At 52.0% G+C, this 13,255-nt stretch carries 8 protein-coding genes; 6 read left to right on the top strand and 2 right to left on the bottom strand.

Going from position 1 to position 13,255, the window contains the following annotated elements; genetic code table 11:
* Window positions 1-272: 272 nt before the first annotated feature.
* On the top strand, window positions 273-1,610 hold the full coding sequence (locus tag V0R60_RS10180; protein ID WP_330079591.1) for an SAVED domain-containing protein: 1,338 nt from the start codon (window positions 273-275) through the stop codon (window positions 1,608-1,610).
* A gap of 367 nt (window positions 1,611-1,977) precedes the next feature.
* On the opposite strand, the gene V0R60_RS10175 is transcribed toward V0R60_RS10180, so the two are convergent.
* Window positions 1,978-2,886, bottom strand: coding sequence for a site-specific integrase (locus V0R60_RS10175; RefSeq protein WP_330079590.1), 909 nt, complete (start codon window positions 2,884-2,886; stop codon window positions 1,978-1,980).
* A gap of 173 nt (window positions 2,887-3,059) precedes the next feature.
* Here V0R60_RS10175 and V0R60_RS10170 point away from each other — a divergent pair, with 173 nt between their 5' ends.
* Window positions 3,060-4,037 carry a DNA-binding protein gene (locus V0R60_RS10170; RefSeq protein WP_330079589.1) on the top strand — a complete coding sequence of 326 codons (978 nt, stop codon included), beginning with the start codon at window positions 3,060-3,062 and terminating at the stop codon, window positions 4,035-4,037.
* 867 nt (window positions 4,038-4,904) lie between these two features.
* On the opposite strand, the gene V0R60_RS10165 is transcribed toward V0R60_RS10170, so the two are convergent.
* The gene (locus tag V0R60_RS10165) at window positions 4,905-5,237 is read right to left on the bottom strand and encodes a hypothetical protein (RefSeq protein ID WP_330079588.1); all 333 of its coding nucleotides are present in this window, start codon (window positions 5,235-5,237) and stop codon (window positions 4,905-4,907) included.
* A 1,736-nt stretch (window positions 5,238-6,973) separates the two neighbouring features.
* On the opposite strand from V0R60_RS10165, the gene V0R60_RS10160 reads away from it, so the two are divergent.
* The 4 genes from V0R60_RS10160 to V0R60_RS10145 all read left to right on the top strand — a co-directional run bounded on the left by V0R60_RS10160 (window position 6,974) and on the right by V0R60_RS10145 (window position 13,036).
* The gene (locus tag V0R60_RS10160) at window positions 6,974-7,486 is read left to right on the top strand and encodes a hypothetical protein (protein WP_330079587.1); all 513 of its coding nucleotides are present in this window, start codon (window positions 6,974-6,976) and stop codon (window positions 7,484-7,486) included.
* Window positions 7,487-7,680: 194 nt separating this feature from the next.
* Window positions 7,681-9,573, top strand: coding sequence for a hypothetical protein (locus tag V0R60_RS10155; protein ID WP_330079586.1), 1,893 nt, complete (start codon window positions 7,681-7,683; stop codon window positions 9,571-9,573).
* Window positions 9,573-10,550 (top strand): TniB family NTP-binding protein, encoded by a 978-nt coding sequence (locus tag V0R60_RS10150; protein WP_330079585.1) that lies wholly within the window; start codon window positions 9,573-9,575, stop codon window positions 10,548-10,550. Before V0R60_RS10155 ends, V0R60_RS10150 begins: the two co-directional genes overlap by 1 nt.
* Window positions 10,547-13,036, top strand: a complete 2,490-nt coding sequence (locus V0R60_RS10145) for a TniQ family protein (protein WP_330079584.1) — start codon at window positions 10,547-10,549, stop codon at window positions 13,034-13,036. Before V0R60_RS10150 ends, V0R60_RS10145 begins: the two co-directional genes overlap by 4 nt.
* Window positions 13,037-13,255 lie beyond the last annotated feature (219 nt).

Here is a 13,255-nt window from a genome sequence, read left to right as displayed (position 1 = left end):
CGGGCGCACGGTCGTTCCAAGTAGCCGCTTTCGATAGCGGCCATTCGCGCGTGGCCGTTTACAACTCAAACCCGAAGGTCACTGCCATCAAGAAGTAAGAGGATTTCGACTCGGGACGCCTAGCATCCTAAGCCCTCATCCCTTCTGATACAGCGGCCTGCATTGCAGGCCGTAGGTCTCGGAGTCCTATAGCAGCCTCTCTGCTTCAGTCTTCAACTTTGAGCAAGAAGCGACCTCCTCGCCGAAGATGTGGAATGCCAGTATGCGCCATCATGTATATGGATACAGGCGTACAAAAAATGGAAGACGCATCTGGCAAGCCGCCGAAGCCACCCGCCGCAAAAAAAGCCGCTTCAGCCCAACCGAAGGAAAAAGGTCGCAATGGCGATTTGGGAGAAAGAGACCAACGCTTATTGTGGGGGCGCGCTGCTGGTAGGTGCCAACGATGCAACATTGATGTCAGCCGTGACCGCCTAAGCTGGAGAGCCTACAACCTCTCTGAGAATGCTCATATCACCGCCTCCTCCGTCAATGGAACCCGTGGGACGAAGGAGAAATCTGCAGCTCTGGCTGACAAACTGGAAAATCACCTCCTTCTGTGCCGAGATTGTCACAAGATCGTTGATGACAAACGTCGGGGAGAGGTGCTCTTTCCTACAGAGTGGCTGCTCAAGCTGAAGCACGACCAAGAGGTATTGGTACAACGCCTCATGGAACTCGCCAAAAAACCACAAAGTGTGGCTGTCTATATCAGTGCTGCTGTGGGGCAAACACGACTGCAACCGCTGGTGATCGATGACATCAACATGGCAATCGTGAACGCCGGTCTCGTCCCGGCGCTTAACCACCCCATCCACATCGACCTGCTCGCCCTTCTTGAAGTCGATACGCTCGACAGCGATCCAGCGTTCTGGGCAGTGGCGAGCAAGCTGACCCGGCAAAAGCTTGAAGCCAAGCTCCTTGAAGGGGCACACAAGAAACTCAGCGAGGTCGAGCACTTCAGCTTGTTTGGGTTAGCGCCAATCCCCGTACTGGCCCTGCTGGGCAACCTCATCCCCGACACTCGCAAGGCCATGATGTACCAACCAAACTGGGACGAAATCAACCCAGGTCGAGAACCGCTTGGTCCAACGATCTCTATCGATATTCATCAATATGATCGAGACCCTGAAACCTGGTGCTGGCCGGAAGAACGCAGACAACCCACGCCGGTCTTCAGCCACGTGCACTTAGCTGGCCCCGCTCAACAGCTGGGCGGCGATATTGCAGTGTTGTTCGAGTTGTCTTTCCCTACTCACCTAGATCTGGTCGAAGCCGCTCTTCCGGGAGCACCGGTTTACCATTTCACCGCGAGCGACGTCACCCCCGATATCATTAAGGCCCCCGCTGACGTGAAGGCCTTCATGGCGGCATTCAGGCAACTGTTGAGCAGGCTTGAGCGTGATCATGGCCACAACGCTCATGTTCATGTATTTGGATCGCTGCCGGTCTCCTGTGCCATAGCGCTGGGTCGAATTCAGGTCAAAGGAAGCCTTTCGCTGACCATCCATAACCTGCAGCGAAACCCTAACCGCTACGAGCGCGGGCTGACATTGCCATTCGAGGCCTGACCAAGAAGCTGGAAACCTTCACCCCGGTAGCACCGACGCATCAATCGGATCTGATGCTGATTCAGTTGGTCGATGCACTGGAAATTCCGGCCAGTCGCTATGAGGCCGCCGAGCGTAGCTATAAGTCCGTAGGGCGCTGGCTCGATCGACCTGCATCGCGGCTAGCTGGTCATACGACTACGATATTTCCTCAGGGATCGTTTCGCCTACCCGGTACAGGATCAGAGCATACATCACCAACATCTGCGGCAAGGAAAATGATAATTAGGGCTTCGCATTTACGGGGAGTTGGCGAAAGCCGCCGCCCTGTGAATCCCTCGCTTGCGGCAGTCGCAGCTCGTAACATGCGATGGGAATACGCGTACGGTCAGCGGGCCCACTCCCCAAACGGCGCATTGCCTTCGATATACCGCGCGGCCGTCTGCACATCGCGCCACCCGACGTAGTCCATGAGGGCTTTACTGCTCCATTGGTTTTCACTCGCCCAGGTGGCGAAGCCTCGGCGCAGCGAGTGTGCCGAGTACCCTTCCGGGTCGACGCCGCTGCGCAGAAAAACCTGACGCAGCAAACGCGAGAGACTGTTGGCGTTGAGCGCATGCTCCCCTACATGTCCCCAGCGATCGATGGAGCGAAACAGCGCGCCCTCGGTGAGCCCACTTTCATTCAACCAAACCTCATAAGCAGCGACCGGGCACAAGCGCTTGAGTGCCGGAACTTTGACTACCCGACCGCGATTGCTGCGGTCGCTTTTGCTACTCGGCAAGAACAGCTCCAACCCCTGTGCCTTGCGCAACTGGATGTGCTCGATCCGCAACCGACTCAACTCATCGCTGCGAAACGCCCGCCAGAAGCCGAGCAGGATCAGCGCTTGGTCACGCGCAGCGCGCAGTCTCACCGCCGGCGTCGACTCAGCCAATTCTTCACCGAGTCGGGTGATACAGGTTTCCAACTCGTTCAAGGCCAAGGCCTCGGCTTGCTTTACCGGTTGGGGGTGCAGCGCTTGGATCCCCTTTAACGTATCGCGCACCCGCGGCGCCTTGGTGGGATCGGCAAAACCTAGCTGCTGATGCCATCGCGCCAAAGCTGCCAGGTGCACGCGGAGGGTTCTGCTCGTGAGCTGGTCACCATAGTGCGTGAGATAGCGCACGACACTTTCGCTGGAAGCAGGCAGCAACCCACCCCACTCTGCCTCGAAGTGCTCAATGGCCTGGGCATAGCGCCGCTCGGTACTGGCTCGACGCGCGGCCCGGAGATAGCGATCGGGCGAAGTGTCCACGCCCTCCTCCAGCTGTACCTCTAATGCGGCCAAACAGCCGCTAAAAGCGCTATCACGTTCGAGAAACTTGGCTTCTCAAACGTCAGTTTGTCTGATTATTTTCACAGGATCAGGCGTCTGTACACGTGTACTTCCATAATGGTTGAACAGTACGAAAAAATCGGAGCAGACACATGGCCCGCGCCGGTATCAACAAAGCGCTCGTGCAGCGCGCCCGTGACGCCCTACTCGCTCGCGGCCTGACGCCCAGCATCGAGGCCGTGCGCGCAGAACTCGGCCACACGGGTTCGAAAACCACTATCCTTCGCTACCTGCGTGAACTGGACGTGGCGGAACCGCACCCGCCGCAGGTGAATCTGTCGGAAGAGTTGCAGGCGCTCCTGCAAAGTCTAGCTGAGCGTTTGGCCAATGAAGCGCAGGCGACGGTCGCCGTCGAGCGCGCCCGTTTGGAACGCCAACAAGCGACCTATCAACAGCAGCGCGCCGTCGATACGGCGCGCCACGAGCAGCTGCAGATTGCGCATGCGGCGGAAGTAGCGGCACATCAGCAGCTTCGCCTTCGTGAACAGAGACTCATTGACCAACTGCAACTGGCGGAGGGTGAGCGACAGCGTCTTGAGGAAGCCTGCCGGCAACAGTTGCAGCTCCTCGAAGAGCGTGCGACGACGATCCGATCGTTCGAGGCCAAACACCAACAGGCGCGCGAATCGCTGGAGCACTTTCGCCAACAGCAGCAGTTGCAACGCCAAGAGGAACTACAACGTCATGATCAGCAGCTCAGTCAACTGCAAGCCGAGGTGCGGGGACTGCGTGAACAACTCGCCGTCCGTCAAGAAGAGCTGACGCAGCTCTACCGAGACTTAGAGCGCTCTACCAGTACGCAGAGCTACCAGCATCAACAACTCCGTCAACTCGAGCGTGAGTTGAACTCCGCGCAACAGCAATTGGCCGCCGAGACGGTTCTCGTGACCCTGGCGCATCAGCAGGGGGAAAAAATGGCGAGTGAGATAACCCAGCTGCGAGAGAAGTCCAAGTATTACCTACTCGCACACCGTCATGATCTGCGCCTCCTACGTCTCCAAGCGCAACAACTGGCACGCCTGCAAGGTTCACTCGAACCAGGATCGCATGACAATTCAATCCCTCAATGAGAGGCCGAATCATCCACCACAATTGGAGATCCAAGCGCGTTACCGGCCCGCCTGCCATCTCCAGGCGCGCGCCGCCCGGCGACGTATTCGGAAGCACCACGGCGAATGCCTCACCGCCATACCGGGCCGGCAGATCCGCTGACCGGGATTCGGCTGTGGGGAGAATGCCCTTACAAACGTGCAAAATTATCTGCAATAAAATGTGTAGAAACCTGTTACGACAAGCCTATGCGAAAGCGATGAAAGTCCCGAACCTGTTGAGGTAGAGTGGCTGAAAATATGTGCAAAAAAATGTGCACACTTGCACGTCCATCATCAGGATTTGCTGGCGGCGTCCGATGAGGCATACGTGGACAGTTAGAGAGAATTGCCCGTGTACCCATGTGGCGGCAAGTCCCTGTATTAGAGATTGCAGGGCCTACGGTTGACTCACGCTCAGGCATTTTCATGCAAATTGCCCAGGCCGATCCACCACCGCCCTCAAAGCAGATGAACCGCCATTAAGGCGTACGAGTAACACGCATTTTTGGCTAGGCTTCAGCGAACTCCGCGCTGTTCAGCGGTCAGTGGCTAGCAGACACATCCGCCCACGCGCCCCGCTACTCCACCGCCCTCATTTCGGTAGAGTTTCTGCGCAAGATGCCCTGTTGCATCACTGTCGCTCCGCCAGTGCTCGCCTTCTGCTGTCGGTAAAAACTGCATCGCTTTCTTCTTCGCGCTTGCCGTCTCTGTGGCCGATTGCGGGGGACGGCTGTGCATTAAGGCATTTATAATGCCTTCACCGCACGGTGCTGACACCGCTGAGAATACCCGGCAAGCCGCGCTGGTAAGGTCTCAGGCCTTACAGCTGCTCATACTCCCGAGGCTTCAGCCCGGAACGCTAATGACCGTGCTCGCCAGCTTGGCCAATGTGCGCCTGACGCGCATATACAGGTCATTCGGCTTGTCGACGGAAGCGCCGTCGACCACCGATCGTAAAGCCTCCACCGTGCCGATGTAGGAACGCTCACCTAGGTACCAAAGCCACACTACACAGTCGTCAGTCCATCCAGATACCCACCCCTGGCTGATAAGGCACTCTCCTAAACGGGCTTGACCCTGCAAAATACAATCAAAAGATTCTGCGCTGATGGGCCAGTAGTCGATGTCCCCCAACATTCCTTCTTCCACTAAGATATTGATCGCGCTCCAGAGCGGCACCGCCAGCTTCCTATCTGGAGGTCGCAGGCACATCAACGTGCAAAAGGCCGCGAAGTTCTTACGTAACCAGCTTCTCTGGGAACACCGTTCGTGAGTCGGAGACCTCAGGATCGCTAAAAGGGGGGCAAGCATGAGCCAGCCCGGACAAGCGCAGAACAGAGGCAATGACCTTGAGTGAAATACCTCCAGTGCCCTGCCGTCCAGGCGCGTGCCGCCTGCCATCTCGTCAATGCATTGCAGCCGGCACTCAGGACTCAACAGTAACCACATCGATGAATCGAACATAGCTCGAAGGCTCGGAAATCGCTGATACAGCATGGCTCTAGCCGGCTCACAGGCAACAGCTCCGTTGAACCGGCGCCGCCACACACGCAACAGTTCCGGCGGGGCCGCAGCACCGGGAAGACCTGCAATGTCGAGTGCTGCTTCACGGCCAGCCACTTCCCGCGAATCACTCGCGCATCCATACACCTTGGCGACGCAAACCGAGAACGCAATCGCACGCGCTCGCCTGACTTCAGGCACAGCCAGTCTTGTATGCCTCATGAGCAGGTAGTCCTCCAAGCAACCGGATAGTCATGCGGCCACAACGGGATTGAGGTTTACCCATCATGTAGCTGCACTACAAAAATGTAGCTCGACTACATCGGTTCGCCATGAAGTCCGATACTCAAAGCTTCGCTCTGAAGCTTTTAACAAATGCGAAAGTTTCTGCATTTGTTAAGTAGTTGATTTTTAGACCAAAAGCCCTTTCAAGATCGATAGATTTTGGAGTCGCTAGGGTCTGGAGTTCTGGATGATCATCGGCGACGATAAATGCGAGGACATTTCGGACGATTCGCTCGGTTTTCGCCAGACATGAGCGCCATAGAGCGGTGCAGTGAGCAATCGGCAGCCACCTTATAGCGACCGGCGCTTTTGGGGGATTTGGCGTACCGCGATACCTGCCCGTGGTTCTACCGAACATCTCGGGCGTTGTGCTTCAAACAGACCGGAGACATGCCGATGGACAAACTGAGTGCTAAGAGCTGCGCGTCGACGCCTCGGAACTGTGCACCTGCCTCTACGCGATCCGCGTCAGCAGGACACTCGCAGCCCGACAGTAGCCAGCGACTCGAGCCCGAGTGGCATCTGACCTTGGCGCGATGCAGGTTAGTTCCGCAGCTGCACTCCGAACGCTGCGACAAAGCGAGAAATGATCGCACAACCCGGTAGGAGCAGTTTTGATCCCAGCGAGATCGCCATGATGAACGAGAAGGGAACATACCGCCACGTAACGCTTGTTGGATCCGACCGAACTTCGATAACCGCCAAGGGGTGGCCGCGTTCCAGATCGTGCATGGCGACAAACATACCTGCCCGGAAGGTCTTGATCCCGCGCATGCTCTTGAGCAATGACGATGCTTGTCGCCACCCCGCTCAATCATTTATGCGTGCGATACAACCGAGAAACACTTGAGATTGTTCAGAAGTTAGCTTTAGACAAAACTCTGGATTTGACGAAACTAGTCGGAGCGCAGCTAATTACAATAGCTAGATCGAGATCCCGATGCTATCCGTCATTATCACTACGAGGGTCAACGAAAGGAACGCTCGATATGGATCCCATACATGAGACGAACTCCGACGCGGTATGCTTGGTAGCGAAAAAGCCATTAACCACAGGAAGGCGGTACTTAAGAGTTACGCACTTTCCGTCGCTAAAAAACAGCATGATGGTCCCCTGCGGATCGCTGTTGAATGCCAAATTCTGTGTCCATTTCGAATATGAAAAGGGCATCATCAGTTATGTCACCCGCCCCTGTGCTGTTCGCTTTCTCAAGCGCAACCTTACAGTCCACCCGGATTTTTCTGCGACATGGGAAGATGGAACGCAAGTTTTCTACCAAGTCTGTCAAGATATATCGGTACTGGCGCAATACAGCCTTTCACAGATCGCACGGGCTAAGGATGCATTCCTAGACGCAGATTTGGCATTTGAGCTCATCAGTGTCGCGGAGGTCCAGAACACTATATGGACCGACACACTCCGAACGCTGTATTTTCATTCGCAGGGAGGCCTGTCGTCAGAAAGCCTCGGCATTAACGAAGCCCTTATACGCCACTTTGGGGGGCGCGCAAAATTTCGGGAATTAATCGAATTAGGCATTCCCACGAATCACATTGCCCATGGAGTCTTCCATCAGACACTAGGCGCCAGCCTGACATCTCCGGCGAATCTTGAGATGATCATCGAGGCTCGTGTTTGAACGTAAAACTTTGACTGTCATATGGCGCACAGTTTGCTGTTTAGACTAATTACTGGCTGAAAAAAGAACATTCGATGATTCACCTGAAAACATGCTCAGGTGCCAATCTTAGGCTGGTTGTTATTAAACAGCGCCTAGCGATAGTCGTCTGCGCGAGCAGCTCAAACGCAGATGTCTAAGCAGCCGGAGGCAGCATGCTGATAAGTAAGTCATTAGAAATCAAAGTCGGCGAACGCTATACGTTGAGAGGCAGAAACTATCAGATTGAAGCGATCGACGGCGATGAAGTTCAGTTGCGGGGGGTGGACGGGCCTTGCTCCGTGACATTCCAGACATTGGCTGCGTTGCAACGAGCGCACGATCGAGGACACCTGAGAAAGATCCAGGAAGCGCCGTTCAGCATGTCACCCGAGAAAATAGTCGCGGGGCTCAATAAGAGTCAGGCGGAGAAATTCAAAATCCGCAATGCTTACATACAGACTATTACGCATTCATATAACGGTATTTTCTCTCGAAGTTACTTCACAGAACTTCAGGCAGAAGTGACGAAATGGATCGGTGAGCACGTGCGCCCCGCCTATAGCACCGTTTCTGCATGGAGGCGACGTTACCTGAAAGCTGGGGGTAATCCGGTTGCGTTGCTCCCTAACACCTACAAACCCCATCGAAAGCATTTATCCAATCAGCCGGAGGGCGTGCAAAAGCTCATTATTGACACTTTAGAAGAAGTATATTGGGTAACCACGCCTTTTTCGAAAAAAGACACCTCCACAGCAATACAGCTAGCCGTAAAGGATGAGAACAAATATCGCTCGGCGCGCAGCAAATACAAAATTCCTTCACTCAGCACGCTCTGGCGGATTATTTGCGAGCAGGACCACCACCGGACGTTACTAAAGCAAAAGGGGGTGCGTATAGCGGACAAAGCGCATCATGCGGGCGGAAGTCTCCCTGAACCTACGAGGCTGTTTGAACTAGTTGAGGCTGACTCGCAGATGCTTCACCTCTTCGCCTTTGATGAACGTTCAGGAGTAGTAGCCAAGCCGCATATCACTATTTTTCTCGAGATCAAATGCAGATACGTGATTGCCTGGCACATTTCTTTTGATCCGCCGTCTGAAGACACCACCCTGCTCACCTTGAAAAAAGCCATCAGTTCATCGAACCCATATGGCGGCGCAGCGGAACGATACACCTTTGACAACGGCCCAGAGAATGTTGGCGAAGATTTGCGTCACCAAATCGAACTGTATTTGGGAGAAGCATCGTTCTGCGAACCTTACACACCAAACGAGAAGGCTCGCATCGAGCGAATGATTGAAACTTTCACGTTACGACTGATACATAGAATGAAAGGCACAACTTTCTCAAACCCAGTGGAGCGCGGCGACTATGACTCAGCAAAAAACGCCCACTATACAATAGACCAACTTCGACATTATTTTTCTGAATATATAGAAAGGTATCATAATGAATATCACAGCACCCTGGAGATGTCTCCAAATGAGGCATGGTCAAAATGCCAAAAGTTGGAGTTGGAACCACGCCGGTTCAGTGAAGACGACCTGCGTAGACTATTCTGGCGCAAGGTCGTCGTAACACCACACAATGGACGGGTCCGGGCACATAATTTGCTATGGCACGGCGCTGGCGTTGCAGAGCTGGCAAACCGATATCCAGCGTCCAAAACCTTAGATCTTTATTTTGACCCCTGTGATGTCGGGCAAGCATGCGTCTGCCACCCTAAATATCCACAGGATAAAAAAACCGTCGATCCTTTGAGGCCGGCGTATCAAAACGGTTTAACGCTCTCATTTCATCGACTGATCCATGCGCGCAAACTGGAACTGCGTCAGCAGAAAAAATATGTATCGGCGAATGAGACCATGGTACAGCTTCTGCTCGAGATAGCGCGTGAAAACGCAGCGGCCGGTAACAAAGTATCTGGGAAAACTGTGACTGCTAAAACCTCAACAGGTAACTTTGGAGCGCCATTGACGCCTGATGCCCAGGCAGAACATATACCTGAGAAATCCCACGACACACGTAAAGATACCCCTGAAGATTTCGCAGTGAGGAAAAAATAATGAGCGATTCGATCATCGAGCTTCATCCGTTGCTGAGAGAGTTCAGTCAGATTACGATCTACTTTCCTGAATTTGCAATTGCGTTTTCGAAGCTCTGTAATGCAATCGAGCTCTGCAATCTAAATAAGTCACCCATGTCCGCAATTATTTGCGGACACTCAGGCGTAGGGAAGACTACTCTATTATACGAGGCTTTCATCAAATACGCCCAAAAGTCTCCAGAGGAAAAAGCCGATGGAATTTATATTCGCGATAAAGCTGTATATTTCGAGGTTCCCGAGCCTATAACGATCAGGGAATTGGTTGATAACATGCTTATCAGATTGGGGGTTACTAACGCACGAGGCTCAGTAGCCCACCTTACATCAATGTTGATTACCCAATTGCAAACTAAAGGAACGCAGGTTATTTTTCTCGACGAAATCCAACGACTTTGTTTTTCAAACGCAGATAAAGTCAGAGTTCCTATACTGAATTGGCTAACCAACTTCATGAACAAATTGGAGATACCGGTTATCTTGGCCGGCACGCAGGAGTGCCGTTATATAACCAACTACGACCAGCCATTCGCCAGCCGCTATCCCTGGATGATCGTTTTGAATCCACTTGAGTATGAACGCCGGCCTGATTCGCACTATCATCGAATTCTGGAAAAGTTTGACGAGACCATGCATGAACTTTGGCCTATGGCTAGTGAAGTGCATTTGAACGACGTCGAAATTGGAGCGCCACTTTTCATTGCCACCTCAGGAAACCTGAAGCAAATTAGCATGATTCTTATCCTCGCATTTTATCGTTGTTTGGGTCGAGCTAAAAGCTGCGGACTGACACGTGAGGACTTGAAATATGCTTGTGACCAATTAATTCTAGATCACAACCTAACCTCGCACAATCCTTTCTTATTAGATTTGCGGACATGCACTAAAATCATTGCAGGTACCGAAGAAACAAGACAAAAAATTCGGGTTCCTGTATGAACAAACTTTCTTTTATTCCACTCCCATTTCCAGAGGAAAGCCCCACAAGCATGTTGAGGCGCTTCGCGCTGCGTCATGGTTGTGAATACCCGGCTGACCTGCACAACCTTACATCTATTACTAATTTAGAAAAACTCACCAATAGTAGCGAAAGCCCGTTAGCACTGTGGATCGCTAATCGAGCAGGAAATTACCGCGAGCAGTTCTTGGAAGGATTTTATAAACCAGTCGGGCGCCTTGCCGAAAATATGCCTTATCGGGTATTCGGAACGCTCGTTCCTCACACCATGATTAGGTTTGCAGGCAGCGCTTTTTGCTCCGCCTGCCGCAAAGAAGGCCACGACCGTTTTGTAAAAGACTTCCGTCCAGCCCTATTCTGCCCTTACCATCGTCGCCGATACCTATTCCGATGCCCCAGTTGTAGCAGGAAGCTGAGATGGATCAACCCGATCTTAGACAAGTGTACTTGCGGACATATTCTCGAGTGTTCCGATTGCTCCGAACAGGATTGCGTTCCAGAGCAGCACCTCCGCACTATGGTCCTTGAAAAGCAGGACAATGCCTTTGAAACTCTCAAGCGTACGCTCACAATTTTACGCTACGACAAAACCTTACCACCCGACAACATTGAAAACCGTAAAATATTTAGAGTTGCCTTAGCTATCATCAGGGCTGACCGCGCCGGAATCCAGGATTATCTCCAAGACCTTCAGTCCCTATACCCTGAGATGCCTAGTGCAGCAATTGGTGCCAAGCTCGCAGGCATCAAGACACCAGAAGTTATAGAAGCTCGCAATCAATATTTAAATTGGACGTTAGCGGAACCAATAGAAAGGTCCACTGAGCTTATAGCCCGTTCGAAATTCTCACTGTACAAATCACAGATCAGAGACACCGTCGCTATCCGCAGCATCAATCTGACCAAAATAGCAGCCGAAAACTGCGCAGCTTGGATAGACTTCCCAAATCCCAAGAAGATACCACCGACAATATTCCTTCCCCTAGTACAAAAATGTAGCGAATGGAAGCTCAATGCCAGGAAGGATCTCACTAACCCTACTGATTTTGTGAGCATAGAGGAAGCCAGTTGTATGGTTATGGTGAAACCATACTTCATAAAAAAATTGGTTGACAATGGCGACCTCTGCCCCTTGAGAAAACCCAATCAAAAACTTAAAATTAGAAGGACTGAAGTCGAAGACTTTATTCAATCCTTCGAATCTATTAATTCAATAGCAACCCGCCTCGGCGTACCCAGAAATAAGGTTAGAAGGATTCTCGACGAATACAGTTTAACCCCTATACAGGTGGCGCGTTCCAGCCGACCAACCATTTATCAACGGAAAGATGTAGATACTCTCCTAGAGCTCCTGAGAGATTCAAAAAGCGGTTATACGTTCAAAAGGCTCACCGGCAGGAAGATCATCACTAGAAAACTTACAGCGTACTGTACGTTTGCAGAGGCTGCAAGAACCCTGCAGATCAGCGTACTCATCCTGAGACATTACGCGCAATCCGGGTTATTTCCAACTTACAAACATCCTACGAAGTCGCATTCTATGCTGTCTAGAGAAGACATTGATTCCTTTCATCAAAAGTATGTATTACCAACGGAACTTGGCCAGATAATTGGAGTAGGCGCTCCTGTTGCAGCACGGACGCTCAAGGACTTAGGGCACACTACGGTTCTCAGTGGCTCTACTCATGATTTCAAGATCATGTGCCGCACTCCCATGTTTCTGCGCTCTGATATTGATGCGCTGTACATGAAACGAAATTCAACTGGAGCAGACTATCTTACTATCAGAGAGGCTGGCAGCGAGCTGAGGCTTTCTGACAAGACTGTCATCTACCTGATTTCCTCAGGAATCTTAGCTATTGATAGCGACTCCCAAACCCTGCCATGGGCTAGCAAGTCAAAAGTCTATAAATTTTTTGACTCCTATGCCAACGGCGTTCAAACTGCAAAACTGTGCAATATCCCCGTGAGGAATATTCAGCGGTCTCTTCTGAAATTCAAAATAAAGCCATTATGTGGCCCTCTCATAAATGGCTGCCCAGAGGTTATTTATCGGATCGCCGACATTATAAACCATGCAGGCAAGGTCCCTTCATTTCAGGTCACGCCTAAATGCTCGATAGAGGACTTTAGAGCTATTACAATACTCACCAACCGCTATGATATTACAAGATCAAATTTTACCCGCACTTTTATTCAGTCCGGTCTAATCAAGACGCTACAGATAGGCAAAGAGTTATTTTTAACTTCTAAAGACTTCATTTTAGTCGAGGATATTCTAAAAAACAATCTAACCTTACCCATGACAGACCGCCAATTGAAAACGCATAGATATGCGCACGTACTGCTGAAGGATGGACGTTTATCACAACCCAAAAATCTTCCATCCGAACTCGATAGCTGCACCTTCGTAACAAGGGAATCACTGAACAAATTCCTAAAAACGCGTCCCCACCGGCCTGACTAGTTCCATTCGCACTCCCTTAGCTGGTCGCCTTGGTAGTCTTTAAATGCGGAATGGGTATGGGCATTACCGTTTATTTCCTCGCTACGACTCTGGGTTCACCTAGCTTCAGGCCCCTCCAGGTTTACAGGGATGTCAACACCCCTAGATTCAGTAGGAATACGGTCGCTCTCGGCTGACCCGCTTAGGCGGCGAAACTGCTGAGGCTTTTTAATGCCCGCG

The organism is Pseudomonas auratipiscis (assembly GCF_036324085.1).
Classification (GTDB): domain Bacteria; phylum Pseudomonadota; class Gammaproteobacteria; order Pseudomonadales; family Pseudomonadaceae; genus Aquipseudomonas; species Aquipseudomonas auratipiscis.
This window is presented reverse-complemented; position numbering and strand designations above follow the sequence as displayed.

Excerpts from the sequence above, each read along its gene's own strand:
- V0R60_RS10145 (WP_330079584.1), top strand. The coding sequence starts at position 10,547 with ATGAACAAACTTTCTTTTATTCCACTCCCATTTCCAGAGGAAAGCCCC.
- V0R60_RS10150 (WP_330079585.1), top strand. The coding sequence starts at position 9,573 with ATGAGCGATTCGATCATCGAGCTTCATCCGTTGCTGAGAGAGTTCAGT.
- V0R60_RS10180 (WP_330079591.1), top strand. The coding sequence starts at position 273 with ATGTATATGGATACAGGCGTACAAAAAATGGAAGACGCATCTGGCAAG.
- V0R60_RS10170 (WP_330079589.1), top strand. The coding sequence starts at position 3,060 with ATGGCCCGCGCCGGTATCAACAAAGCGCTCGTGCAGCGCGCCCGTGAC.
- V0R60_RS10155 (WP_330079586.1), top strand. The coding sequence starts at position 7,681 with ATGCTGATAAGTAAGTCATTAGAAATCAAAGTCGGCGAACGCTATACG.